At 45.1% G+C, this 24,517-nt stretch carries 26 protein-coding genes; 5 read left to right on the top strand and 21 right to left on the bottom strand.

Annotated elements, in window-relative coordinates:
* Window positions 1–5: 5 nt before the first annotated feature.
* From rpsN to AC4E8B_RS14510, 12 genes are all read right to left on the bottom strand, one after another.
* The gene (gene rpsN, locus AC4E8B_RS14455) at window positions 6–275 is read right to left on the bottom strand and encodes a 30S ribosomal protein S14 (protein ID WP_490214074.1); all 270 of its coding nucleotides are present in this window, start codon (window positions 273–275) and stop codon (window positions 6–8) included.
* 197 nt (window positions 276–472) lie between these two features.
* Window positions 473–1,981 carry a tripartite tricarboxylate transporter permease gene (locus tag AC4E8B_RS14460; RefSeq protein WP_490214075.1) on the bottom strand — a complete coding sequence of 503 codons (1,509 nt, stop codon included), beginning with the start codon at window positions 1,979–1,981 and terminating at the stop codon, window positions 473–475.
* Window positions 1,982–1,993: 12 nt separating this feature from the next.
* The gene (locus tag AC4E8B_RS14465) at window positions 1,994–2,452 is read right to left on the bottom strand and encodes a tripartite tricarboxylate transporter TctB family protein (protein WP_490214076.1); all 459 of its coding nucleotides are present in this window, start codon (window positions 2,450–2,452) and stop codon (window positions 1,994–1,996) included.
* Between the two features lie 13 nt (window positions 2,453–2,465).
* On the bottom strand, window positions 2,466–3,470 hold the full coding sequence (locus tag AC4E8B_RS14470; protein WP_490214077.1) for a tripartite tricarboxylate transporter substrate-binding protein: 1,005 nt from the start codon (window positions 3,468–3,470) through the stop codon (window positions 2,466–2,468).
* 200 nt (window positions 3,471–3,670) lie between these two features.
* Window positions 3,671–4,348 carry a response regulator gene (locus AC4E8B_RS14475; protein WP_490214078.1) on the bottom strand — a complete coding sequence of 226 codons (678 nt, stop codon included), beginning with the start codon at window positions 4,346–4,348 and terminating at the stop codon, window positions 3,671–3,673.
* Complete coding sequence (locus AC4E8B_RS14480) at window positions 4,345–5,943, bottom strand: ATP-binding protein (protein WP_490214079.1); 1,599 nt, start codon at window positions 5,941–5,943, stop codon at window positions 4,345–4,347. Before AC4E8B_RS14480 ends, AC4E8B_RS14475 begins: the two co-directional genes overlap by 4 nt.
* A gap of 86 nt (window positions 5,944–6,029) precedes the next feature.
* Window positions 6,030–6,461: a DUF4362 domain-containing protein gene (locus AC4E8B_RS14485; RefSeq protein ID WP_490214080.1), complete on the bottom strand. Its 432-nt coding sequence runs from the start codon at window positions 6,459–6,461 to the stop codon at window positions 6,030–6,032.
* Between the two features lie 104 nt (window positions 6,462–6,565).
* Window positions 6,566–6,769, bottom strand: coding sequence for a ChaB family protein (locus AC4E8B_RS14490; RefSeq protein WP_490214081.1), 204 nt, complete (start codon window positions 6,767–6,769; stop codon window positions 6,566–6,568).
* A gap of 75 nt (window positions 6,770–6,844) precedes the next feature.
* Window positions 6,845–7,531 (bottom strand): LrgB family protein, encoded by a 687-nt coding sequence (locus tag AC4E8B_RS14495; protein WP_490219693.1) that lies wholly within the window; start codon window positions 7,529–7,531, stop codon window positions 6,845–6,847.
* Window positions 7,515–7,904, bottom strand: coding sequence for a CidA/LrgA family protein (locus AC4E8B_RS14500; protein ID WP_490214082.1), 390 nt, complete (start codon window positions 7,902–7,904; stop codon window positions 7,515–7,517). Before AC4E8B_RS14500 ends, AC4E8B_RS14495 begins: the two co-directional genes overlap by 17 nt.
* A gap of 74 nt (window positions 7,905–7,978) precedes the next feature.
* Window positions 7,979–9,163, bottom strand: coding sequence for an MFS transporter (locus AC4E8B_RS14505; RefSeq protein WP_490219695.1), 1,185 nt, complete (start codon window positions 9,161–9,163; stop codon window positions 7,979–7,981).
* Window positions 9,164–9,271: 108 nt separating this feature from the next.
* Window positions 9,272–10,738 carry an aldehyde dehydrogenase family protein gene (locus AC4E8B_RS14510; RefSeq protein WP_490214083.1) on the bottom strand — a complete coding sequence of 489 codons (1,467 nt, stop codon included), beginning with the start codon at window positions 10,736–10,738 and terminating at the stop codon, window positions 9,272–9,274.
* A gap of 233 nt (window positions 10,739–10,971) precedes the next feature.
* Here AC4E8B_RS14510 and AC4E8B_RS14515 point away from each other — a divergent pair, with 233 nt between their 5' ends.
* Complete coding sequence (locus AC4E8B_RS14515; protein WP_490214084.1) at window positions 10,972–12,672, top strand: transglutaminase domain-containing protein; 1,701 nt, start codon at window positions 10,972–10,974, stop codon at window positions 12,670–12,672.
* Window positions 12,673–12,813: 141 nt separating this feature from the next.
* Window positions 12,814–13,029 carry a hypothetical protein gene (locus AC4E8B_RS14520; protein ID WP_490214085.1) on the top strand — a complete coding sequence of 72 codons (216 nt, stop codon included), beginning with the start codon at window positions 12,814–12,816 and terminating at the stop codon, window positions 13,027–13,029.
* Between the two features lie 431 nt (window positions 13,030–13,460).
* Here the strand turns inward: AC4E8B_RS14520 and AC4E8B_RS14525 are convergent, their stop codons facing one another.
* The 5 genes from AC4E8B_RS14525 to AC4E8B_RS14545 form a co-directional block, all read right to left on the bottom strand.
* Window positions 13,461–14,366 (bottom strand): ROK family protein, encoded by a 906-nt coding sequence (locus AC4E8B_RS14525; protein WP_490214086.1) that lies wholly within the window; start codon window positions 14,364–14,366, stop codon window positions 13,461–13,463.
* 406 nt (window positions 14,367–14,772) lie between these two features.
* Complete coding sequence (locus tag AC4E8B_RS14530; RefSeq protein ID WP_490214087.1) at window positions 14,773–15,435, bottom strand: DNA-binding response regulator; 663 nt, start codon at window positions 15,433–15,435, stop codon at window positions 14,773–14,775.
* A gap of 456 nt (window positions 15,436–15,891) precedes the next feature.
* Complete coding sequence (locus tag AC4E8B_RS14535) at window positions 15,892–16,860, bottom strand: sugar phosphate isomerase/epimerase family protein (protein ID WP_490214088.1); 969 nt, start codon at window positions 16,858–16,860, stop codon at window positions 15,892–15,894.
* The gene (locus AC4E8B_RS14540; RefSeq protein WP_490214089.1) at window positions 16,857–17,900 is read right to left on the bottom strand and encodes a Gfo/Idh/MocA family protein; all 1,044 of its coding nucleotides are present in this window, start codon (window positions 17,898–17,900) and stop codon (window positions 16,857–16,859) included. The genes AC4E8B_RS14535 and AC4E8B_RS14540 overlap by 4 nt, the downstream gene beginning before the upstream one ends.
* 5 nt (window positions 17,901–17,905) lie before the next feature.
* Window positions 17,906–18,673: a sugar phosphate isomerase/epimerase family protein gene (locus AC4E8B_RS14545; protein ID WP_490214090.1), complete on the bottom strand. Its 768-nt coding sequence runs from the start codon at window positions 18,671–18,673 to the stop codon at window positions 17,906–17,908.
* Window positions 18,674–18,808: 135 nt separating this feature from the next.
* Here AC4E8B_RS14545 and AC4E8B_RS14550 point away from each other — a divergent pair, with 135 nt between their 5' ends.
* Window positions 18,809–19,624: a helix-turn-helix domain-containing protein gene (locus tag AC4E8B_RS14550; RefSeq protein ID WP_490214091.1), complete on the top strand. Its 816-nt coding sequence runs from the start codon at window positions 18,809–18,811 to the stop codon at window positions 19,622–19,624.
* A 400-nt stretch (window positions 19,625–20,024) separates the two neighbouring features.
* On the opposite strand, the gene AC4E8B_RS14555 is transcribed toward AC4E8B_RS14550, so the two are convergent.
* The gene (locus AC4E8B_RS14555) at window positions 20,025–20,840 is read right to left on the bottom strand and encodes a metallophosphoesterase (RefSeq protein ID WP_490214092.1); all 816 of its coding nucleotides are present in this window, start codon (window positions 20,838–20,840) and stop codon (window positions 20,025–20,027) included.
* A gap of 134 nt (window positions 20,841–20,974) precedes the next feature.
* Between AC4E8B_RS14555 and AC4E8B_RS14560 the strand changes: the two genes are divergently transcribed.
* Window positions 20,975–21,349, top strand: coding sequence for a hypothetical protein (locus AC4E8B_RS14560; RefSeq protein ID WP_490214093.1), 375 nt, complete (start codon window positions 20,975–20,977; stop codon window positions 21,347–21,349).
* Between the two features lie 127 nt (window positions 21,350–21,476).
* Here the strand turns inward: AC4E8B_RS14560 and AC4E8B_RS14565 are convergent, their stop codons facing one another.
* Together AC4E8B_RS14565 and AC4E8B_RS14570 are read right to left on the bottom strand one after the other, a co-directional pair.
* Entirely contained in the window at window positions 21,477–22,526 is a 1,050-nt protein-coding gene (locus tag AC4E8B_RS14565) for an acyl-CoA dehydrogenase family protein (RefSeq protein ID WP_490214094.1), read from the bottom strand.
* Window positions 22,527–22,607: 81 nt separating this feature from the next.
* A complete protein-coding gene (locus AC4E8B_RS14570) occupies window positions 22,608–23,132 on the bottom strand; it encodes a DUF4242 domain-containing protein (RefSeq protein ID WP_490214095.1) in 525 nt (174 codons plus the stop codon).
* Window positions 23,133–23,263: 131 nt separating this feature from the next.
* On the opposite strand from AC4E8B_RS14570, the gene AC4E8B_RS14575 reads away from it, so the two are divergent.
* Window positions 23,264–23,704, top strand: coding sequence for a winged helix-turn-helix transcriptional regulator (locus AC4E8B_RS14575; RefSeq protein WP_490214096.1), 441 nt, complete (start codon window positions 23,264–23,266; stop codon window positions 23,702–23,704).
* A 46-nt stretch (window positions 23,705–23,750) separates the two neighbouring features.
* Here AC4E8B_RS14575 and AC4E8B_RS14580 read toward each other — a convergent pair whose 3' ends face one another.
* The gene (locus tag AC4E8B_RS14580; protein WP_490214097.1) at window positions 23,751–24,515 is read right to left on the bottom strand and encodes an ABC transporter permease; all 765 of its coding nucleotides are present in this window, start codon (window positions 24,513–24,515) and stop codon (window positions 23,751–23,753) included.
* Window positions 24,516–24,517: the final 2 nt, after the last annotated feature.

Raw genomic sequence — 24,517 nt, forward strand, 5'->3', positions numbered from 1 at the left:
TCATATTACCAGCTTGCTTTTTTGACTCCGGGGATTTGCCCCTTATGCGAGTATTCACGGAAAGCGATCCGGGACATTTTAAATTTCCGCAGATATCCGCGCGGACGGCCTGTCACCTCACAGCGATTCTTCAAACGGGTTGGGGATGAGTCTCGCGGCAGCCTTCTCAGTGCCTCATAATCGCCCTTCTCTTTCAGTTCCCTGCGGATCTCAGCATATTTAGCGACCATTTCCTGGCGCTTTTTTTCTTTTACAACTTTTGATTTCTTAGCCATTTTTAAAAGACCTCCATCATTTAATTCGTAATTATTACGATTTGCAAGATATAAAATAAAGACAGAACAGCCAGATCAAGAAATAAATCGTAACCATTACTATCTACAACAAAACTTATAGTATCATAAAGCTGCCTTTCGTGTAAACACGCCTTCTCGGAAACAAAAAAGAAGCTGCCAAAAGACAGCTCCCCCTACTATGCAGCATGAGATTTATCAGCAGAACCAGACTTCTTTTTCCTCCGGAACAGCGGCACTACCATAACCAGGACAGCAATGATCATCAATGTAAGGCCGATCGGGCGATCCAGCAGGATGGCCAGGCTGCCGTCTGAGATAGTCAGTGTCTGCCTCAGTGCCTGCTCCATCATTCCGCCCAGGATAAAGGCAAGGATAAAAGGTGCCGCCGGGAAAGAGAAAATCCTCATTAGAAATCCAATGATGCCGAAGATCAGAAGCAGGTACAAATCAAACGTATTGAAGCTCAAGGCATATACGCCTACCATACTGAAGGTTATAACGAGCGAAATCAGCATCGGCCTCGGAATCGTCAGCACCTTAGCTATATACGGGACAAGGGGAAGATTCAAAATCAGAAGAAATACATTGCCGATATACATGCTCGCGATGATTCCCCAGAAAACATCCGGGTGATCCTGCACCAGCAGCGGTCCCGGCTGGATGCCCAGCACCAGGAAAGCACCCAGAAGGACAGCTGTTGTCCCGGAACCCGGAATTCCCAGGCTCAAGAGCGGAACGAAGGCCCCTCCTGTTGCTGCATTATTGGCAGTTTCCGGTGCGGCCAGTCCCCTGATCGAGCCCTTCCCAAATTCTTCGGGATTTTTCGCAAGCTTCTTTTCACTGATATAGCCGATAAAGGAAGCAATCGTCGCCCCTGCTCCAGGGAGGACGCCAAGGATAAAACCGAGCACCGACTGTCGGGCCATAGGTCCCTTCATCTCCCGGAAGTCTTCCCTGGTGATTTTCAGGCTGCCGATGTTCTCATTTTCCGATGATGAAGTATTCTTCCTATTAAATATCAATGTACAAACCTCTGCCAGAGCAAACAGTCCAAGAGCGATGATAAGGAAATCGATTCCTTCCAGCAAATAGGCATTGTCAAAGGTGAAACGGGCTGTGCCCGTCTGCCCGTCGATTCCTATGGTTACGACAATGACGCCAAGAGTCGCCGAGATAAACGCCTTTAAGGTAGACCCTTCCGACAAGCTTGAAATGGCCGTTAATCCTAAAAGCATCAAAGCAAAGTATTCGACGGGGCCAAATGAAACGGCAACCGAGGAAAGAAGCGGGGAAAACAGCATCAATAGAACAACGCTGACTGTCCCTCCAAAGAACGATGCAATAGCGGCAATGGCCAGCGCCTTGCCCGCCTTCCCCTGCTGGGCCATCGGGTAGCCATCGAATGCGGTAGCAACCGTCCCCGAAACTCCGGGTGCATTCAGCAGGATGGAAGAGGACGATCCTCCGAAAATCGCTCCATAATAAACTCCGGCCATCATCATCAACGCAATGGCAGGGTCCATATTATATGTGACCGGGATCATGATGGCAATCGCACTGATTGGGCCAAGGCCCGGCATCATGCCGATGAATGTACCGATAAAAACACCGAGGAATACAAATAAGATCCCCTGCAGGCTCAGTGCAACCTGAAACCCTGATAATAATCCTTCAAACGAACCCATAATATCCCTCCTTTAAAATGGCAGAATGCCTGCCGGCAGTGAGATTTGCAGCAGATAATTGAACATCATGTAGATGGACAGCGAGAAGACGACCGAAACGATTGCATTTGTCCATTTCTTCTTATAGCCCAAATACCAGGTTGTGATGAAAATGAAAAGAGCCGTCATGACTACAAAGCCGATCAGTTCAAAAAAGAAGATATAAACCAAAATAAATGCGCAGACTGTGAGCAGTGTTTTAGCCTCGCCTTCCGGTATCTTCCGCTTTTTCTTTTCTTCTTCCGTCTCCGGCTTCCTGGAAAAAAACAGCAGGACAGACAGCAGGAGAAGCAGAAAGCCGAGAGCTTTGGGCACAAAGTCTGCATCAATTGCCGCATAAGGATACTCAGGCAGCCTGAAGCTTAAAATAAGGTAAAGCAGTGCAAATCCAATTAATACTAGGCCAATTTTTCGATTGATTGGCTTCAGCATGTACATTCCCCCTTTATCTGATCAGCTTCAGCTCATCAAGCAGTTTATACAGTTCATCGTTTTCCTTCTTTAGAAACTCCTTATATTCGCCGCTGTCCATATAAAGCTCATTCCAGCCATATTTCTCGCGGATCTTTTTCCACTCCGGCGAATCATTCAGCTCTCTAAGCCTTTCTTCGTAATACTGAATTTGCTTTTCATCCATATTAGGAGGCCCAAAGAAGCCCCTCCAGTTCACAAAGGTTTCATTGATGCCCTGCTCTATGGCTGTCGGGAAATCCTCGAGTGTATCACCCTTCAGTCTTTCCGGTGAGCTTACTCCAAGCACTTTGATCTTTCCGGCCCGCACCTGTTCGATTGTTTCAGAAGTTCCGGCAGAATACACATCGACACTTCCGTTGAGGAGCTGTGTCAGTGCTCCGCCATCCTGGTCTGAAACGTATTTAATTTTAGTCACATCCACACCAGCGGCTTTGGCAATCTTGATAAATTGGATATGGTCCATGCTTCCGGGAGATGAAACGCCAACAACCGAGATTTTGGAAGGATCTTTTTTCATATCATCAAACAAATCATTCAAATCATCCCATTTTGCATCGGCCCTGACAGCAAAGGCTGCATAGTCGGCAATCAGATTGGACAGCGGAGTGAAGTCGTCTGCTCCGTATTTTGACTGCCCATTCAAAGGGACAAGAATTATAGGCGGTGATGAGACAAAAATATTATGAGGGTTGCCTTCCTTTTTCATCATGTACGCCCAGCCGACAGCTCCGCCTCCGCCCGGTTTATTGATGACAGGCATCCTTTGATCGACAAGCCCGTCCTTTTCAAGCGTCTGGGCAACCATGCGGGCCGTGGTATCCCAGCCTCCGCCGGCTCCAGCAGTTGCCACAACTTCAATCGGCCTGCTTGGCATCCATTTGCCATCCTTATAAATGCCTGCAGCTTCCTTGCTTGAGCAGGCTGACATCATCACCATGCATAGCAGCAGTGCTGCTGCCAGAATCATTTTTTTCATCGATTATATGCTCCTTTCCATGGGTGAAAACGTTTTCTTTTTGTTATTGTAAAAAAATCAGAAAAGTTTGTATCTATTAAACAAGTATTGAGCGTTAAGAACTTTGCGGGCTTTTTGTTCATTTTGTTCACGGATTTGCACACAAAAAAGCTGCACCCTCATTAGCTAACATGGGGGGTGCAGCTCTTGTGAACAATAGACTATAATCGATAATATTTTCTCTCTGGCCTTCCGACAATCCCATATTCCAGCTCAGCTTTCGCTTCCTCTGAAGCTACCAGGTATTCCAGGTATCTGCGGGCAGTCGTCCTTGAAGCGCCCATTTCCTTTCCAAGTTCTTCTGCATTAACGCCTTCCGTCATATCTTCCAGAATTTCTTTCACTTTTCTTAGAGTGAGTGAATCGATTCCTTTAGGCATCTTTTCGGAAGTCAGCGGTACAGCTGAACCACTGCTTAAATAATGATCGATTGCTTCCTGCGTCAGTTCACTTTCCCGGCATTCCAGGAGATCTTTCTTTTTGTTCACTTTGCGGATTGCCTCTGTGAAACGTTCAAAAGTTACCGGCTTGATCATATAATCGATCACTCCGTATCTCAAGGACTTCTCTACCATCTGCTTTTCATTGGAAGCCGTGATCATAATCACATCTACGGATGGAAACCGCTCTCTTATTGAAGGAAGAAGGCTGCTTCCAAGCTCGTCCGGCATATAGATATCCATAATCAGAAGATCTGCTTCATTTTCTTCGAGCAGTTCCAGTGCTTCTGCTGCATTCAATGCCTTTCCAATACACTGGATGCCGTTTATTTTTTCAATGAATTGCTCATGGATGGCAGCCACCCGGTAATCATCTTCTGCGATAATTGCTTTGATCATTCTCCCTCATCCTCTATCGGTTTTGGCAGAAAGACAGTAAAAATTGTCCCTGCATCTCCAGTCTTCATTTCAATCGTTCCCTCCAGCTCCCCGACTGCCTGGCTGACGAGAGCAAGCCCATATCCCCTGCCGTCCTTTTCTTTTGTCGAGAAGCCTTTTTCAAAAATACGCTGCTCATCCTCAGGTAAAATCCCTCTTCCGTTATCTTCCACTTCAAAGACAATGTCATTGCCTATATCTGTGGCAAAGAAGGAAATCCGCCTCTCTGCCATTCCTTCTGTTGCTTCTATGGCATTATCAATCAGATTGCCGATGATGGTGATCAAATGGGTAACGGTCATACCGTCCGGCAGCGGTTCAACCGCCGAGCTGTCATCAATTGTAAAGCTTACCTTCTTTTCAGAGGCCTTTGCCAATTTTCCGAGCAGAACTGCCTGCAGACGGCTGTCCCTGATCTGCTCAAACAGAATATGATTTTGCTGATCATGGGCACCTGATTCCTCCTGGATCATGCGGACCGCTTCGTCATACTGCCCCAGCTGCATCATGCCGGACAGCACATATAATTTATTTGTAAATTCATGCGTCTGGGCGCGAAGGTCCTCAGAATATTGCCTTACCTCGGATAAAGTATTGAGCATCTCATTGATTTCGGTTTTGTCCCTGAAGCTGGCTACCGCCCCGATAACCTCATCATTCTCGAAGATAGGTGTCCGGTTCACAACGACTGGTTTTTCCTCAAGGAGTACTTCCACATCTTTTTCAGGCACTCCTGTATCCAATACATGGTTCATGCCCGTTCCCTTGATCACATCAGTGATTTTCTTATTAACTCCATCTTCCTTGAGAGAGAGAATCCGGCGGGCAGAAGGATTCATCATTGTGATGACACCCTCACGATTCACAGCAATGATCCCTTCTTTCACCGAATCCAGGATGGCGCTTCTTTCATGGTATAAGGAGGCAATTTCATGCGGCTCCAGGCCCAGCATATCTTTCCGGATATCTCTTGCAAGCAGAGTCCCGCCGGCTACTCCAAGAAGAATAGCGCAAAAAGAAATGAGCCCGATTTTCTTCAGCCTGCTCAGAGCCTCTTCCTCGAGATCATCCAAAAGGAAACCTACTGACACGACGCCTGCAATCTCCCCATTTTCATCCGCTATTGGCGCTTTCCCTCTTATCGAAGGCCCAAGCGAGCCTGTAGCTTTTGAAACATATGCCTCTCCCTGTTCAAGGGCGCGCTCATTATCTTCCCCGATCATCCGTCTACCGATCTTGGTTTTGTCAGGGTGAGAATAGCGAATGCTGTCCGAATTTCCTATCACAATAAATTCAGCATTAATATCTTTCCTGATCTTCTCTGCCAGCGGCTGAATCTTCTCAGAAGGATCCTCCTGCCTGAATGCGTCCTTCACTCCCGGCATATGAGAGATTGCCTGTGCTACATAAAGGGCCTGCTTCCCCATGCTTTCCTCAGTCTGTTCAAACTCCACATAAGCAAAAAAACCTGCCAAAAGGGCAATCACGCCCACTATTAGCGCCACAATCAAAACAATGATCTTCGTGCGCATCGTAACCGCTTTCTTTATTCTCATAGCTGACACCCCGGACTGTTTCTATTCTATTATAATAGTAGATTTTAAATAGAGTGTCATATGTATTGGTGAAAACTGGACGCACTTTATTTCGAGATGGTCAAAATAATGTAATCCTCTTTGTTCCATCCGCAGCCTGTAAGAGCATAAGCTGTCCGCTTATCTCCTTTCTTTATATCAACAGACTTGCATTCTCTTTCTTCAATCATTCTCGGCCCAAAACCATCTCGTCTTGTATCAAGAATGTAATGGATCTCTTTCCCATCAAACTCAACATCATGAAGGATTGCATCTCCTTCTTCTGTATAACTTACAACCCTGATGGTGTCTTCACTGCCTTGCTGCACATTTGTGATGAATGATAAAAACCTGTCCAGGTTCTCGATGTCTCCGCGCATGGAAACAATATCATCTTTAGAAGGCTTATAGTCTGGCAGTTTAGCTGCAGGTTCTTCTTCGGCTTGGCAGCCCAGGAAGAGGAGCGGCAGCATTATGTATAGGGGGAAGAGTTTTTTCAAAAAGCAGCCCTCCAAATGTACGATTATCTCAGATTATACCATTTGAAAGATGGTCAAATACATGAAAAAAAGCTTGATCCTGTCACCGGGACCAAGCTTCTCCCCTATTCTTCCTTCTCCACCCAGTTATCATCTTCGTCTTTCTCATACTTATTTTTCACCGCACTCCAGGCAACCTTGAAGGCTGTTTCTTCTTCGTCGTATTCTTCACTTGCTGAGTTGAAGGCTTCCTTGAAGATTTCCTGGGCGTGATGCGGCAGATTGTCTTTGACGGAATCCGTCAGTTCACTTAGTTTATCGTATGGCATGATGTTTCCTCCTCTTCTCTTGTCCTGTTAGGTATTTTTCCTGAATGGCATTTTCTTAAACACCAGAAGAAAAAATCATAACAGGGACTGCAGCAAGGGATAAAACCATGGAATGACCAAAGAAGTGAGAATGGCGGAAAAGCCCATGGCGGCACTGGAGACTGCCCCCTGCACAGGATCTTCAATTGCGGCCTGGCTTGTTCCGATGCCGTGGGCCACCGTTCCTATCCCTAGCCCTCTTGCGAAAGGATCGCTGATTTTTATAAATGATAGAATAACAGAGCCCATGACGGCCCCGAAGATACCGGCCGAAATGACGAACACTGCAGCGAGCGGCGGGTCACCGCCGATTATTTTGGCAGCTTCGATTGCGACCGGAGTGGTGATTGCTTTGACGGCAGAGGTAGCCTGGATACTTTCCGGCAGTCCAAGCACTTTTGTCAGCACTACGGCTGATGTGATGGTCGACAAGGTTCCAGCTGTCAGACCAATCATCGCAGGCTTAAGTTTTTCCCTGATCACCATCCGGTTATGATAGAGAGGAACGGCAAGGGCTACAGTCGCAGGACCAAGCATGAAGGTCATGATATTTTTTGCCGGCGTGTAGTCTTCATAGGAGATCCCTCCAGCCAGCAGCAGAAGGATCATGACAGCTGTAGCCGTAAAAACAGGCGTGGCAAATGGGGAAAGCAGCCGGGCGGAAAGCGCCTTTGCCCCGATATAGACGATGACCGTCAAAAGGATGCTAATGAGTGTGATCATGCTCACCCTTTTCCGCCCCCTTTCCTGAAAAATAAGCTGCCAATCCGGAAGTTACGATCAGCCCGATGACTGTGCTGCCAATAATCATGATGAGCAGCTGCCAGCCGCTCGTCCGGATCAGTCCGCCGTAACTCATCAGGCCTACTGCTATCGGGATAAAAAAGAAAGCCAGATGCCGGTTTAGGAATGAAGCTCCCTTTTCGATCTGGCTCACCTTCACGGCACCGGTCAGCAGCATGGTGAATAAGATCATCATGCCAAGGACGCTCCCAGGAAGGGGCAGACGAAGAACTCCGACCATAAAATCTGAAACGGCATAAATCAGCCATAGCAGAAAAAGCTGCCATAAAAAGATAAGTGCATTTTTCACCATTCTAATCCTTCTTCCACTAGATAATCTACTATCCATAATAGAGGAAAAAGTGTAAAATTGCTTAGAATTTCATCCTATACATTCATCCGGCGGACTGCTTTCCTTCCATGGAGGATAAAGTAAAGGACTGCAGCAATCAGGACAATCACTGTTCCTATCATGTAAATCATGCTGTAGCCTGATTGGGCCGCTGCAGTTCCGAGGATAAAAGAGCCAATGGCAAAGCCGCCGTCAAAAAAGACAAAGAAAGTAGCGGTTGCCGTCCCCTTTCTGCCTGCAGGGGCCGTTTCCACTGCAATCGTCTGAAAACACGATACAAGCGTACCAAAGCCGATTCCGACAAATGCCCCTGAAATCAGCAGCTGGTAGCTTGTTGATGCCTGGCTCAGCATCCAGACGCCGATTCCGAAGAAAAGTATGCACGGATAAATCACTTTATTTTCCCCGAACTGGTCAAACCATCTTCCGGTGAACGGACGGGAAATCAATAATGCCGCGGCATATACGACAAAGAAATAGCTGGCTGCCTGGACGAGATCCAGCTCTCGCGCATACACCGAGATAAAGGAAATGACACTGGAATAGACAAAAGATAATGTAAAAGCAACAAATCCGATGGGCACTGTCTTGCGCTCAAAGAAGTCCGACAGCTTCATGCTTTTCACTGCTGCCTGCTGAGTCTGCCCGTTTTGCTGTTCTTTCAGCTCCATCATCACCCCGCAGATAAGGGCAAGCAGGGAGCAGGCAATGCACACCGCGAACAGCACGGTATAACTGGCTGCTCCTATAATGGTCAGCCCGGCGAATGGCCCAATGACCATGGCTAGATTCATGAAAGTGGCATAATAGCCCATCCCTTCCCCGCGCCGCGCAGCCGGAATGATGGCTGCAGCAATAGCTCCTGTTGCGGTGGTTGCCATCCCGAACCCTGATCCGTGGATGACCCGGATAATCAGCAGCACAATCGGTGATTCAACAAAAAGGTAAAGGATGGATCCAGCCAGGAAAATAGAGGATCCGATAATCAAAATTTTCTTTGGGCCAAAGGTATCCAGCCATTTTCCAGAAAACGGCCTGAATACAATTGCCGAAAGCACAAATACCGTAATAACGAGCCCGATATCCTGCCCTCCACCCTGCAGTTCATCTGCTACATATACCGGCAGTGTAACGGTGAGCATATAAAAAATCACAAATACAAAAAAACTGGCAAAGGAAATAAGGATAAAATCCTTTGTCCAAAGCTGACCTTTTTCCAACTGCTTCACATCTTTCTCTGGATATATCGATATTTTTAACGCGGGAAAAGCTCCCCAAGTGATCTGAGGAGCTTTTCCCTATATTATAGGATATTTTCCTGTCTTTTATTAGAATGGGAACTCACGGTATGTTTTTTGGACAGATATCCATTTGGTGGTCGTAAATTCTTCAATGAGCCAAGGGTTGCCGAAGCGGCCGACACCTGAAGCTTTATTTCCGCCGAATGGAATATCAGGCTGCGCATTAACAGTCTGATCGTTGATATGTGTCACACCGCTGTCAATCTGCAGGGCATATTGCTGCGCCTTCTCAAGATCTTGTGTAAAGATGGATGATGACAGTCCGTACTCTGTTTCAGAGGCAATCTTGATTGCTTCTTCATCGCTTTCAACCGGAATGATCGTTGCGATTGGCGAAAAGACTTCAGTCTGAGCCAGAGCAGAGTCATTTTTCACATCTTTGAAGACGTAAGGAGTCAAGATGTTGCCAACCCTTTGTCCTTCAAGCGCAACTTTCTCGCCGTTTGCAATGGCTGCTTCAATGACGGCCTGAGCCTTCTGCAGCTGCCTATCGTTAATCAGCGGCCCAACGACAGTTGCAGGATCCTTTGGATTTCCGAAAGGCAGTGCTTTTGCTCTTTCGACGAATTTGCTTGTAAATTCTTCAGCAATATCTTTATGGACAATGATCCTGTTTGTGATCATGCAAATCTGGCCCTGGTGGACGAATTTGCCGAAAATGGCTGCATCAACGGCACGATCGACATCTGCATCGGACAGAACGATGAATGGGTTGTTGCCGCCCAGCTCCAATGCCACTTTTTTCAGGTTCCTTCCGGCAATTTCCCCGACATGCCTTCCGACTGCTGTTGAGCCAGTAAATGATATGAAGCGCGGAATAGGATGTTCAAGCAGATAGTCGCCTGTCCCATCTGTTTTCGGATCTGTCAGCAGAAGATTCAGTACGCCAGCCGGCAGGCCAGCTTCTTTAAATGCTTTTGTCAGAATAACGCCGCCTGTGATGCCTGTTGCCACATCCGGCTTATGCACAACTGCATTACCAAGAGCAATGGCTGGTGCAATTGTCCTTACAGACAAGTTAAGCGGGAAGTTGAAGGGCGAGATGGATGTGATGACACCCACCGGCAAACGGTACACATGATTTTCCTTACCTTCGATGGTTGCCGGAACCGAGTTCACAACATTCACTTCATCAGCAAACTTGATTGCTTCCTCCAGCTCCTCGAATGTGATCTGCAGAGCGATGTTTGCAGCAAGTATCGTGCCGCCTGTTTCTGATGTATAGATATCAATGATTTCTTCTTTATGTTCTTCAAGGTAGGCTATTACTTTCCTAAGAACTTCTTTGCGTTCTTCAGGAGTCGTCTTTGCCCATTCTTTTTGTGCTTTTTCAGCTGTAAGCATAGCCTGATCAATATCGGCTTCTGTTACCGTTTTGACGGCATACAGCTTGGAATCGTCATAGGGGTTCAATACATCAATTGTATTGGCGCCGCTTCCCTCCAGCCATTTTCCGTTAATATATTGTTTGGTATAATCCTTAAAATTGACCATAAATCTCTCCCTCTCCCTGAAACTTACTGCAGAAGAAAGATCCTTAAGTTGCTATAGCAACATTTAGGGTTACGTCATCAGCAGCAATTGAATCTTAACACAGAAAAAGTTGCTATAACAACTTATATGCTTAGCTGGGCAATCTTTTTTAAACAGGAGTTTATACCCAGAAACTTAAGGAGGGCTGCGGCCGTAAATAAGCTATACTGAAACAAATGTCTGAGGAGGAAAGCATGAAAGGACGCAAACAAAAGTATTTACTATTATCAAGTATATTGAGCAGCTTACTGGTCATCTCTGCCTGCAGCAATACTGAAGCGGATAAAGAAAAAACGCAGGCCGCGCAGCAGGAGGAAGATAAATACGCAAAACTCGCAAAAGAACAGAATAAGGAGTCAGAGCTAGAGCCGATTGAATTGACTTCCTACAGCGAAGAGGTCGGGCTGGAACTGAAGGAACCGGCCTACAAGGAATTTACCGTTAATGAAAAAGCGGTTGTTGAAGGGACAATTGAAAAAGCAGGAAGCCTCAAATCTGGCTTTGTTTGGATCAAAGTCCGTGCAGCTGAAGAAGGTCCTGCCGGCAATGAGCACGAATATTACACAGCGATTGAGGACGGAAAGTTTAAACAGGAGCTGCACTTCTTTAACGGTGAGGGCGAGTATCAGGTAAAGGTGCAGGTACCGAGCATGGATCAGGAAAATTACTATTATGATACAGCGTCGTTCACTGTCCATAATGTCAATCCGCAAATTCTGCGGGATGTCACATATACCCCATTCGGACAGGAAGATGAAATCAGTCTGGATCTTACCTCCAGCTATGTTGAGGAGAATGAGATTTTTAAGCTGGAAGGAAACGCCGGCAGGCTTGGTGACAACGACACAATCATGATCAAGCTGAATAAGGACGCTGACACCTGGACACATGTCCTGCCGATTGAACAGGGCAAGTTCACCTACGATGTTCCCCTTCTATACGGAAAAGGTGTCCACGAGCTGGAAGTGCTTGTGCCTGACAAAGAACGGGAGAACTATTACCAGACTGCTACAAAGCTATTGATCAACAATCAATCAGACAGGACCATGAAGCCGATCGAGTATTATGAAACTTACAGAGAACGCGGTGTCACACTGGAGTCACCGCAGTTCGGAGGCGAAGAGTCCAATGGTGAATACACAGTCAAGGGAAAAATAGATCCTAAAGCTGATTTCGGCCCTGATACAACGCACATCTATGTTTCTACCAAAAAAGGTGAAGATGAAGCCCTCGACGTCATTCCAGTAGAAGACTTTGCGTTCGACGGCTCCTTCTTCCTCCGCTTTGGGCCGGGAACCTATGAGGTTACGCTGAGTGTACCAGAGATCAAAGAAGAAAACAGCGACAGCTTCCGCTATTACGGCTTTGCTGCCTTTGAAGTGGAAGCAGACAGTGAAGATAAGCGCGATCTTCTTCCATCTAGGGGCGTCGAGTCAAATGCACCTGAAATCACATCACTCGCGGGCAAACTGACTGCCGGGAAAAACTCAGAGAAAGACAAAATCAAAGCAATTTATGAATATGTCGCCAAAAATGTCTCGTATGATGTAGATAAATATGAAAATAGTACATTCAGCTGGGACGACAGCGCCCTGAAAACTCTGAAAATAAAAACCGGCGTCTGCCAGGATTACGCCTACCTCTCTACCGCTCTTCTCCGTGCAAGCGGGATTGAAGCCAGAATTATTGAGGGTACAGCGCGAGGCGGCTTCTGGCCTTCCAACCATGCATGGGTCGAAGCCAAAGCAAATGGCAGCTGGATCGTCATGGACCCGACCTGGGGAGCAGGATATATCCAAAACGACCAATTTGTCGCCAAATATACCGATAAGTACTTTGAGCCAGACCAGGCCGAATTTGAAAAGACCCATACGAGAAAAGGCGTTACCTACTAATATGGCTGGAGGAGACAGGACACTTTTGTTCTGTCTCTTCTTCTTAGAAAAATGATTTTCTTATAGGGTGAAAGACCATAATATGGTAGTATATGATTAGAGAATTGAATCTTCCGAAAAAGCATAAAAGGAGAATTTAATATGACTGGTTTAGTCACTGTGGTAATGATTTTTTCCATTCCGCTTGTCGCCATCGTTACGAGCCATTTTCAATCACTTGCCAAAACAAAAGTAAAAATCATTGAAAAAGAGCTGGAACTGGAAAAACTGAAACATGAGAATTATTTGATAGAGACGCAGAAGATGAGGATTGAATTGGAGAAGATGAAATTGGAGGGGCCGTTGGGGGTTAAATAGGCCTTCAGATGAGAAAGCTGCTATGTTAAAAGCAGCTTTTATTTATATACCTTTTTTTCTTATTAATTTTTAAAAAAAATTTATACCATAATGTAAATAATCTCTGCACCTACAAATGCTTAACTTCCTCTATTCTGACAGGCAACATCCCCCCTTCCCCGCCTCGTTCCTTACTGGGGACTGCTCTGCATCAGCATGTCCCGCATTCTGTTTTCAAGCTGATACCGAACGCCAGCCATTATTCTATGATTGATCAGCCCAGCATTGTTTCTGCGGAATTGCTCGTCCATCTAAAAAATTCCGCCTCCAAAAGACAGCTATCCATTTAGCTGTTTTTTGGTTAGTTTCTTGCCTCATTTTTTCAAGCCCTTAAGCGATTCTATGTTTGATTGCATCAATTTTTTATAAAGGCATGAGGAATTTGCATTTTTTTATTTTTTTGCTTGATTTAACGCCATATACCCGGCGCCGATCACCCCTGCTTCTCCCCCAAATTCACAGATGGCAAGCTTTATTTTGTCTCTAAGATTTGCGTAGAGCTTTCTCTTCATTTTATTGTTGATTTCTTCTATCAGCCAGGGATTGCGGCAGATGACAGCTCCGCCAAGGACAAATGCCCCTGGATCCATGAGCTGGACGATGGAGGCGACAGCACTGGAAAAATGCTCAATCCAATCATAGATCACTTTAACGGCCATCTTTTCCTTATCTTTAAATTTTTCAAACAGATATTCTGCGTCCGCACTTTCACCATATAATAGCTTACTCCTCGCATCAAGAGCCCTGCCGCTGCAAAGGGATTCAAGCGTCATTTCCCTGATCCCCTCCTCTTCGCTAGCTTGGCCAATGATCATTCTTCCCGCTTCTCCTGCATATCCATTTTCACCCCTGATCATTTGGTTGTTATAATATACGCCCATCCCGATGCCTGTGCTCACTGTCATGTAGAGGGAAAAGTTTTTTCCTGCCGCTGCTCCCTTTTCAGCTTCCAGCAGCCCCGCTGCATTAACATCATTGTCAAAGAATACTTCATGCCAAGGAAAATAGGATTGTATGTACTCAATACTCAGTCCATCCAGAACCGGGATATTGTCTGCATCTTTTATTACTTTTGTCTGTTCATTCCATGGGACAGGCAGAGCAATCCCCATTTTCTTAGCATTGTTTTGAGGATCGACCCTTTCAGCCATCCGGAAAATTTCACTAAACATTTCATCTGCGGTGATAAAACTTTTGGTTTCAGCTGCCTCTATACTGATAACCGACAGCTCTTTTCCGATAAGTCCCACACGAATATTTGTAGCGCCTATGTCAACACCTATTACATGTTCATCCATTTCAAAATAGCTCCTTACCCAGCAACTCTGCTTCTATTGGATCGCCGAAAGATACTAAACTTCTAATTCGGAGCATCCAGGAGCAAATATAATATGGATCGAACCAGTACTGCAACTTTGATGGATGCAGAATGATAGAATCCGAATTTTTAAAACAGGATTACGTAACGCATCAAACTGAGGTTTTTCATTTCTCTTACCCAGCAAAGGGGAAATAATAAGCGGAGATTTTCCAGTTAAATACAGAATGGAGTTCATTTTGAGGTAAATAAGGGGAAAATTTCCGGTTATGCAAAGTAAAAAGCCACAATTTTACGTTTTTCGAGCTAATAAGCGGAATTTCTCCGTCTATTTTGGCTGTTTTTTGTAAAAATTTCTAATTAAGCGGAATTCTTCCGTCTATTATTCAGACCGGATTCTTAACCTGATCCCCTACCCGATAGGAGCGGATCCTCTGAGTTCCGGATGCTGGGATCAGCATCTTTTTTTCGACTAGCTGGGATAGTACCTTTTTTACTGTCTTATTACTTAGTTTTAAATACTTCCCGACTTCTATTGGTGATATGTCTTCTCCTTTTCGAATTACCAGCCGAAGCACTTCCTTTTCAGGAAAGGACAGTGATGTCTCATCCAGCTCATCACCCAGCCATCTGCCTATCACTTGCTGAACAACCTGTTGGCATCTTCGGGGATTCTCTTTCACTTGGTCAAAAGAAAAGCGAATGACGGTCCATCTATCAATAACTAGCTGGTTTTGACGTTCCAGGCTGTCGGAAAATTGCCATCTGCTGATGTTCTTCAGGTGAGGGCCATACCCGTCGACTTCTAAGCAAACCTGGATGCCGGGACGAATATAAGCAAAATCCAAATACCTTTTGCCATCATTGTAATCATCAATTTCATATTCAGGGTGAAGATACTTAAAATGGTAAAATACAGGCCACCACACTTGCTTCAAAAACAGCATTTCAGCATGTTTGTGACCTTCTTCCAGGCGCCGCAGCCGCTCACCGGTTCTTGCTTGTAAGTGAGCATTCAAATAGACCTGGTATTCTTCTTCAAAACCCATATATCCCTCTCCTATCTAAAAGAATAATTACAGCAAAGGCCTTTTTAAAGCTTCCAATGAATCATCTCCATTTTTGATTCATTTGTATTATTACAAAGACTTTTGAATAACTTTGGAATTTAAAATGAGTGGTAGATGTGCGAAAAAAAGAGGATATCAATTGGAGGATTGTAAACGGGCAGATACAGTTGCGGAGCGACAAATATAAAAGAAAACTTTGGTAAAAACTAGAAGGTTGAACTAATTTTAGTTTAATAGAATTCTTACAATTGTCAATCCACTTACTTTGTCATTAGATATTTTATTCTAGCCTCTCACAGGCTTTGGATTAAACCTCACTTACTCATGAAAAGGTTCACAATTCAGCCTAAAAAGGCCCTGACACAAAAAAGCGGTGCATCCATCACCTTGCATGGATGCACCGCTCAAATATTTATTATTAGTACCCGGCTGTTTTTACGCCCACCACATATCCCCAGGCGTTTCCCGGATCAAAACTTCATTCAAGTTCTTCACTGCCCGTGCAAACCCTTCATCGATGGACATCAGAGGATCTTCATGCTCGATGCTGACAACATAGTCATAGCCATACAGCCTCAGGGCGCTCATCATATCGCTCCACTCCTGGATGCTGTGGCCGCAGCCGACGCTCCGGAAAGTCCAGGCGCGCGTTTGTACTTCTCCATATGGCTGCATGTCTGTCAGGCCATACATATTGACATTATCCTGGTCGATATATGTGTCTTTGGCATGGAAATGGTGGATGGCACCGGCTTTCCCGAGAATTTTAATCGCTGCGACGGGATCGATGCCCTGCCACCACAGATGGCTCGGATCCAGGTTCGCCCCGATGGCCGGGCTTGTTTCTTCGCGAAGCTTCAGCATCGTATAAGGTGTATGGACAAGGAAGCCGCCATGCAGCTCCAGTCCTATTTTCACATTATGTTCTTCTGCTAAAGTGCCAATTTCTTTCCAATATGGAATAAGCTTGTTTTCCCATTGCCATTTCAGGACATCGCCATATTCTGCCGGCCATGGTACAACTGGCCAGTTTGGCTGTTTTGCTTCCTCACTGTCGCCTGCTGTGCCGGAAAAGGCATTGACGACCGGTACATTAAGGAGTGAAGCAAGCTTGATGGTTTTTCTGAGTACTTCATCAGATTCTTCAGCAAAAGCTTTATCAGGGGAAATCGGGTTCCCGTGGCAGCTGAATGCACTGATCGTCAGGCCTCTGGATGTTACAGCTTCCAGATAAGCTTTTCTTATTGCCTCATCCTCAAGCAATTCGTCCAATGGGCAATGGGTATTTCCAGGATAGCAGCCTGTTCCGATTTCAACCGCGTCAAGACCTGCTGCTTTTACATGGTCAAGCATTTCTTCGAAAGATTTTTGTGAAAATAATACTGCAAAAACACCGAGTTTCATTCTGCCAGGACCCCTTTCTTAAGGGAAACAATCTGCTTTGTCTGCTGTGATTCAATTGCTGCAAGGATGATTTCCAGGCTCTTCAAGCCCTCTTCCCCGCTGATCAGCGGCTCCTTGTCTTCTACTACACTTTCTACAAAATAATTGATAACATGGGAAGTTGTCTGTCCGCCTTCCTCATTTGTCTGGATTTTGTCCAGCTTATGTTGCACAGAACTGCCGTCACGGTAAACCTCAATCAGGGAGTATTCCGGATCTGCCTCAAGATGGAGAGTCCCTTTTTCCCCGTAAATAACAGTGGAATTGTCGCTTCCGCCCATATAAGACCAGCTTGCTGCTAATGTGCCGACTGCTCCTGACTCTGACCGGAGGACACAGACCGCATTATCGTCCACTTCTGTATTTTCCTTCGCATTTGTAGCGATAAGCGCACCGACTTCTGTGAACTCGCCGAGCAGATAGCGCAATAAATCGGCTTTATGTACGCCAAGATCGCCCATTGCCCCGATAAAAGCTTCTCTTTTATTAAAGAACCAGCTGTCAGCGCCATCCGCACTCCATCCCTCTGGGCCAGCGTGCCCGAAAGTTGTTCTGAAGCTGAAGATCCTGCCAAGCTTGCCGCTCTCAATAAGTTCCTTTGCTTTCTGGTGTGCAGCCGTGAAGCGCTGGTTGTGGGCAATCATGAGTTTCTTTCCGTTAGCCTTTGCAGCCTCATTCATTGCTTCTGCTTCTTCCCTTGAGGCAGCCATTGGCTTTTCACACAATACATGGCGCCCTGCATTCAACGCTGCGAGGGTAACTTCAGCGTGCAGGTAATTTGGCAGACAGACACTGACAATGTCAATTCCGTCCAGTTCAATCGCTTCTTTATAACTGGTGAATGCTTTTGCACCATATTTTGCAGCTGTCTCTTCTGCTCTTTCCAGGTTGCTGTCGCAAACAGCAGCGATTTCAACAAATGGATTAGCGGCATATTCCGGCAAGTGGCGGTATTGGGCGATGCTTCCGCACCCTATCACAGCAGCTTTCAATTTGGTCATAAGTATCAAACTCCTTTAATGGAAAATTGTTTTTTTAAGTAGTTGATGCTGATCTCAATGCTTTCGAATGGAGTCAGGCGGCTTGCATCCTGTTCTACTATCCACCATTTCACATCTGCTTCTTTTCCTAGACTGAGGATTTCCTGCAGATCGATGCTCCCTGTTCCAAGCTCTGCAAAGAACTGTTCTTCATCTTTTGTCATATCCTTCAGATGCACAAGCGGTGACCTGCCTTTATATCTTTTGATCCAGGCAGCAGGATCTTCCTTAGCCTTTGCCAGCCAGTAGACGTCCAGTTCCGTCTGCAGCAGGCTGGATTCGGTATCATCAAAAATGGCCTCGAGCGCCATCCGCCCGTCACTCAATCTTTCAAGCTCGAAATCATGGTTATGGTAGCATAAGGTGATTCCTGCATCCTTCAGCTTCCGGCCTGCTTCGTTCAGCAGGGTAATGAGTGATTGATAGCTTTCCTCTGTCCGCTGATCCGGCATAAGGTAAGGACATACTGCATATTGAATTCCAACCGTTCTAAGATCGGAAATCACATTGTCCAGGTTGTCCTTAAGCTCCGCTAGCGGGATATGTGCAGATACCGGCACAAGATTAAGATCATCGGTCAGTTCCTTCACTTTTTCAGCACTCAGGCCCCCAAAACCGGCAAACTCCACTCCGTCAAAACCGAGCTCGGCCACTTTCTTAAGGGTGCCGGCAAAATCCTTCTCCGTTTCTTCACGGAGTGTGTAAAGCTGGACTGCAATTGGTATTCCCGCCATCTTGATCCCCTCGCTTCCTCATATTTTCAAAATAAACTATTTGATTCCATCATAAGTGACCATCAAATATTTGAACATTCATGATATGATTAAAACATGCACTATTTTGCTATTTTGATTGACGGGGGTCTTTTTTTGAAAACGGATACATTATTTTGCGGTTATTCCTACCATACACAGCCTTTTTATTCTCACTATAAGTCGGGCTATCCTTCGTACCTGATCCGTCTTCAGACAGAAGGGGCATGCGAAGCTATTGTGAGAGGCAATCGCAGGAAATTGGAAAAAGGCGACCTGCTGCTGATCAAGCCTGGGGACCATTATGAACTGATGGTCGACAGCCTGCTGCCTGATAAAGCTATCCTGAGCGGCGACTATCACCTTATTTGTGAAGGCGAATGGATCGAAGAGTGGTGGAAAAGATCTAATAAACCAGATATAGCACGGATTGATGCTGATGAGCGGCTGCTTTCCCTCTGGAGGCATCTGATCATTGAATTAAGGCGGCCTTCGAAGGCAGATTATAATGAGCTGTCCGACTATCTTCTGCGCTCGCTTTGCATCTTGCTTGAGAGATCGCTGAAGGAAACGTCTCTTTCCTCGCACAGACCTTATGCAGTTACGAGGCTGCTCCGTTTCATTGAAGAACATTCCTTATCCTCTTTTAAAGTAGAAGAAGCAGCTGTCCATGCCGGACTCAGCGTCTCGCGGGCCGTCCACCTATTCAAGGAGAGCACCGGGAAAACCATCATGGAATATGCAACGGAAATCAGGCTCGCTGCAGCAGAAGAAAGGATGAAATATACCTCGATGACACTGGAGCAGATTGCGGAAGACTGCGGCTTCGGAACCTATCCCTATTTTCACCGCGTGTTCAGGAAAAAATATGGCAGGGCGCCGGGGGCTTACCGGCGGATGGAATATGGATGGATGGGGAGTGTGAGGGGCTGAGGTGCACAGCGGGAAGTTTTGTGACACTCTACAAGGGGAGAATCAGTTTAGAGTGCCTCATATCTCTGTTTTGAATCACTCTACTCTGGTTCTATTAGTCTTAGAGTGCCTCATGTCTCTGTTATGAAGCATTCTAATACGGTTTTAATAGTCTTAGAGTGCCTCACGTCTTTGATATGAAGCACTCTTCATGGTAACTTTCAATTTTAGAGTACCTCATATCTTTGTTTTGAATCACTCTACTCTATTTCTATTAGTCTTAGAATGCCTCATGTCTCTGTTATTAAGTACTCTACCTAAAGCTATTGGAGATTGAGTACCTCACGTCACCAGTATGAACAAATTTACCCCCTACATAATACAGCAAAAAAGACGCATGATTCCTCATGCGCCCTCCTACTTATACAATTTCATGAAAAGTGATTTCCGGCCGGCTGCCGATGCGGATATTAACCCCGGTCTGCCCCAGCCCCTCGCTGATATAGAAAGGCATTCCGTGGTGATAATGCAGTCCTTTGACCATATTCATGCGCACAAGTTTCCCCATCTTAGCCAGGTGATAAGGCTTCGGCCAGTGGATCTGGCCGCCGTGGAAATGGCCGGATAAAAGATAATCATACTTATATCCCTTCATCTCAAGCACTATATTCGGATCATGGGTGAGGACCAGATTATACCCCTTTTCTACACCAAGGTAAGATCTGGCCACATCATGATGGTTGGTGCTGTAATTATCAATTCCAATGATATTTAACTTTTCTCCATTAATATCAATGACAGCATGCTCATTCTGCAGTGTCCTGCACCCATTTTCCTCAAGAACTTTCTTCAGAGCCGCAAAATTCTTTCCCTTCAGGACATAATCATGATTGCCAAAAACGGCGTACATGCCATAACGGGGCTCCAGTTTATTCAGCATTTGGAGATAAGGAGCCAGTTTCGGCAAGCTCCTTTTTCGATCCATGAAATCCCCTGTCAGGGCAATAAGATCAATATTCTTTCTGTCTATCAGGCTATAAAGTTCTTTCGGACTAATAGAGATATTCTCAAGATGAAGATCTGATAAATGAAGGATTTTTATGTTATTTCCGCCAAGCACAATATCAGGCCGTTCGACCGGGATAGTTCTGACAGCTACTTTACTTGTATTCTTATTTGCTTTAATCAGTGTAAAAACAAGGTAGACAGAAATGATCATTATAAAATATAACAGCATTCGCTCATCTCCTCCTATCTATTCAGTATAAGGGGCTTGTGCTTTCTGTCCTAGTGGGAGTTGGAGGAAGTCTTACTCTTTATCAAAATAAATAGTACAATAGAATTTTCTGGTTCTTAGGAAGGAGTGTTTTTGTGAGATTGCTTGGCATTATTCTTGGAGTTATTGTGGCTGATAACTTATTCCACCTGATTGACGCATTTGCGTATGGCCTGAAGGCAGAAAGCAGTTTCGAACGGATCGCGGCTGTATTTTTTGGCGTTGTGGTACTCGGTATATTAATGTTTATCTTCCGCCGCTTATTTTCTGCTGCCTTTTTCAATGGATTCACAGCTGCGACAGGTCTGTTTCTTAGCTTTGACATCGCTGTATTTCACTGGATCTTCCAGCTCCACCGGATCACTAACGGGCCTGAAGCCAACTGGCTTGAGCCGTTGTTTGTGATTGGCGGTTCTTTTTTGGTTTGGTATGGGTTTAGGAGAGAGCGGATGGGTGTTAGGGAAGCTTAAAAAGAGACCACAGCCAAGTTATAATCAGGTCGGTTTCTTTTCATTAATGTTATTCTAATCGTATTCATTTCCAGGGGACAAGAAGCAGTATATTAAAAATCCCCCTGGATATAAGGGGGATATGTTTTTATAGGTTTCTAATCATTTTCTCTAGATGCTTAACAGTCGGCGTTAGATTCACCAGGAAATAAGATTCACGCAATCTTCTTGAAGGGGCGCTGTTTTGCAAGTATCCCGCTCCACCTTGATGCAGCATACAGGCATGAACTGCTTTGGTTGTCATGTATACAGTTCTCAGCCGAAGTTCAAGAATTTCTTTCCAGCGGGTTTCCGGGCCGGAAACGCAAACTTTATAAAGTTCTGCCCTTATGCTCTTAAGTTCCTCTTCCAATTCTTCCGGCTGGACTGGAAGGAAAGAATTGCAGCCTCCCTGCTTATTGCAGACCTGGCGGATAGAATTAATGGATGCCTCGGTGACCCCAAAGCCCAGCGGAATTTGATAAATAACAAAAGCCGGCCTGATTTGAGGAATAAATTCGTCTGCTTGCTCAGAAATAACCCATTCAGCGGGAATAAAGACATCTTTAAAATCACAAGAGTAAGTGGCGCTCCCGTTTATGCCGAGATATTCAAGTTTTGCTTTCAAAGTAAGCCCCTCAGCCTTGCATGGAACAAGGGCCATTACCCGGCTGTTACCTTCTGTTTCTGCAACCACGCCAAACCAGTGGTCAGGGCCGAGATTTGATACTGAAGGCAGTATACCGTTAAGTACATACCCCTCTTCCGTTCTTTTTGCTTTCAAGTGGAGGCTTTCAAGTCCTGCATAATACTTCATTGGATTGGAAAGACCTGTACCGGCAAGCAGTTTACCGCCTTCAAGCTGGGGAAGGATTTCCTTCTTTAAATACTCATTGCTACTTTTTCGGATATAGGTCAGGGCGGCCAATTCACACCACAGATTGAAGCCTGTCGTCATACAGACTTTAGATGTCTCTTCCACTACCTGAACTTCCCTTAATAGATATTCACTTTCTTCCATAGATTCGGAGGTCAGATAGCCGTCTCTCCCTAGGCTTCTTAAATATTCCTCAGGATAATAAGCTTCAGCGTCAATCTTTTTGACCAGGGGCTTAAGCTGACTTTGAAGCATATCCTGCAATTCTTCTATTCTATCCAATTTATTGGTACCCTCCTGGCTTGTTTTAAGAACAGTTCCTTTAGAAAGAAATACCTCCCTTATCAGGAGGCATCAAATGTATTAAGATAATTCAGTGATCGTGTCGATTGGAGCTTTTACTGCTTCACGGGCCTTTTTAACAGTTGATTCATCTGGTGAATCGTAGAAGCACAAGCATTTAGTCATGTCTTCACATACATACGTTCTTGAGAACTTAACATCTGGAACTTCAGCATAATGTACAGAGTTCTTGGATTTTCTTTCTAAGTAGGCATCCATTGTAAGGTTTTCAGGCAAATTCCATTCCACCAGATAATTTACATTCTCTGCCTTTACCTTTATTGTATCCAGTTCCTGGCCGACAAGACGGACCGGCTTGATCAGCGATACAGGCACTTCAATGCTCCTTAATGTTTCGTTTACACTGTTCCTGCTGTCACTCTCAATAATAAAGAAAGCTCTGGAAAAATCTTTGGCAACCTGTACTTCAATAAGGGATGAACTACTATCCTTGAGACCTGATCGAATCTCTTCGATTTTCCCTTCAAAAGCTGCCTTTTCTTTCACTGCACTATTAAGAATTGATTCTACTAAATAAAGATTCACGTAAATTCCTCCTCTTTGGGAATAAAATATTTATAAAGTAAGTTTATTATAGTAAGTTCAAAAAAACAACTAAGTAGCATTAATTTTGCTAATTTGTTATGATTTAGTTAATGAACTAATGGAGGCTGCTAATGAGAGAAAATAAATACAATCTGCCCTGCAATATTGCGCAGACGCTGAACATCATCGGGGATAGGTGGACCCTTCTTGTTGTCCATGAAATCCTTACTGGCAGGACAACTTTTAACGAGATAAAAAAGGAGCTTAAGGGTATTTCCTCTAATCTTCTTTCAGACCGGTTAAAATTTTTGGAGAAGGCAGGATTGATTGAATCAGAAATGTACTCCGTCCATCCCCCGAGATATGAGTACAAGCTCACACCAAGCGGCAAGGAGCTTGAAGGTGTCTTTAACGCCATTATCCTATGGGGGAGGAACAACCTGGAAAAGTGCTACAAGAAGCTTATTCATGCAGAATGCAAGACAGAGGTGGAACTGGCGTACTATTGCCCTCACTGTGATAAGAATGTCAGCGAGCTTGAAGTAGTTGAGCTAGATACAGCAGAGGTCTAAGCTTTATAAGACAGAGAGCATATAAAAAGCTCCCTGTCTTTTTTTCCTACATATCTGTCCTTCCCCAATGCCTGTTGATCCATTTTTCAAATAGGCCAATCGCTTTATCAAGCAAAAGTCCGGAAACACCTATAAAAAGAATTCCTGCCATAACCAGGTCCAGCCTCATTGAATTTCGTGAGTCGACGATAAGGTAGCCGAGCCCTGATTGAGCACCTACCATTTCTCCTGCCACCAGAAAAATCCAGGCGGTACCTACAGCAATATGCAGACCGTTCGCAATGTAGGGGAAAGCAGCTGGAAAAATAATTTTCCGAAGCAGTTCGAACCCTTTTATCTCTAAGTTTTCAGCAACCTTTAAATAAACATTGTCGACTTTCCGGACTGCTGAAACAGTTGAAAGCAAGACCGGAAAGAATGCCGCAATAAAAATAATGACAATAGCAGGGATATCTCCAATACCGAACCAAAGAACAATGAACGGGGACCATGCTATAGGCGATACAGGTCTCAGAACCTGTACCACAGGGTCTATGATTCCCCATAATAGAGGAAGCCTGCCTAAAATAAGACCGAGCAGAATAGCCGAGATTACAGCAAGCAAATATCCTGCAGCAAAGCGGACGATACTCACCCTGAAATGTTCAATCAGGGTCCCTTCCTTTATTAAAGAAAGTATTCCTTCCCATACCTGGATAGGGCTTGGGAAGAGGACTGAATCGTATTTTCCAATAACAATGGCTGCCTGCCACACAGCAATAAGCAATATAAAGCCTGCAGCCACATTTAGTAGGTTTCGATAGCTTTTCATGT

This window comes from Bacillus sp. SRL543 (genome assembly GCF_984799205.1).

Coding starts and splice junctions, on each gene's coding strand:
- AC4E8B_RS14575 (WP_490214096.1), top strand. CDS start 23,264: ATGAGAGAAAATAAATACAATCTGCCCTGCAATATTGCGCAGACGCTG.
- AC4E8B_RS14515 (WP_490214084.1), top strand. CDS start 10,972: ATGAAAGGACGCAAACAAAAGTATTTACTATTATCAAGTATATTGAGC.
- AC4E8B_RS14490 (WP_490214081.1), bottom strand. CDS start 6,769: ATGCCATACGATAAACTAAGTGAACTGACGGATTCCGTCAAAGACAAT.
- AC4E8B_RS14520 (WP_490214085.1), top strand. CDS start 12,814: ATGACTGGTTTAGTCACTGTGGTAATGATTTTTTCCATTCCGCTTGTC.
- AC4E8B_RS14530 (WP_490214087.1), bottom strand. CDS start 15,435: ATGGGTTTTGAAGAAGAATACCAGGTCTATTTGAATGCTCACTTACAA.
- AC4E8B_RS14510 (WP_490214083.1), bottom strand. CDS start 10,738: ATGGTCAATTTTAAGGATTATACCAAACAATATATTAACGGAAAATGG.
- AC4E8B_RS14555 (WP_490214092.1), bottom strand. CDS start 20,840: ATGCTGTTATATTTTATAATGATCATTTCTGTCTACCTTGTTTTTACA.
- AC4E8B_RS14470 (WP_490214077.1), bottom strand. CDS start 3,470: ATGAAAAAAATGATTCTGGCAGCAGCACTGCTGCTATGCATGGTGATG.
- AC4E8B_RS14545 (WP_490214090.1), bottom strand. CDS start 18,673: ATGGCGGGAATACCAATTGCAGTCCAGCTTTACACACTCCGTGAAGAA.
- rpsN (WP_490214074.1), bottom strand. CDS start 275: ATGGCTAAGAAATCAAAAGTTGTAAAAGAAAAAAAGCGCCAGGAAATG.
- AC4E8B_RS14475 (WP_490214078.1), bottom strand. CDS start 4,348: ATGATCAAAGCAATTATCGCAGAAGATGATTACCGGGTGGCTGCCATC.
- AC4E8B_RS14535 (WP_490214088.1), bottom strand. CDS start 16,860: ATGAAACTCGGTGTTTTTGCAGTATTATTTTCACAAAAATCTTTCGAA.
- AC4E8B_RS14540 (WP_490214089.1), bottom strand. CDS start 17,900: ATGACCAAATTGAAAGCTGCTGTGATAGGGTGCGGAAGCATCGCCCAA.
- AC4E8B_RS14500 (WP_490214082.1), bottom strand. CDS start 7,904: ATGGTGAAAAATGCACTTATCTTTTTATGGCAGCTTTTTCTGCTATGG.
- AC4E8B_RS14460 (WP_490214075.1), bottom strand. CDS start 1,981: ATGGGTTCGTTTGAAGGATTATTATCAGGGTTTCAGGTTGCACTGAGC.
- AC4E8B_RS14525 (WP_490214086.1), bottom strand. CDS start 14,366: ATGGATGAACATGTAATAGGTGTTGACATAGGCGCTACAAATATTCGT.
- AC4E8B_RS14495 (WP_490219693.1), bottom strand. CDS start 7,531: ATGATCACACTCATTAGCATCCTTTTGACGGTCATCGTCTATATCGGG.
- AC4E8B_RS14480 (WP_490214079.1), bottom strand. CDS start 5,943: ATGAGAATAAAGAAAGCGGTTACGATGCGCACGAAGATCATTGTTTTG.
- AC4E8B_RS14580 (WP_490214097.1), bottom strand. CDS start 24,515: ATGAAAAGCTATCGAAACCTACTAAATGTGGCTGCAGGCTTTATATTG.
- AC4E8B_RS14465 (WP_490214076.1), bottom strand. CDS start 2,452: ATGCTGAAGCCAATCAATCGAAAAATTGGCCTAGTATTAATTGGATTT.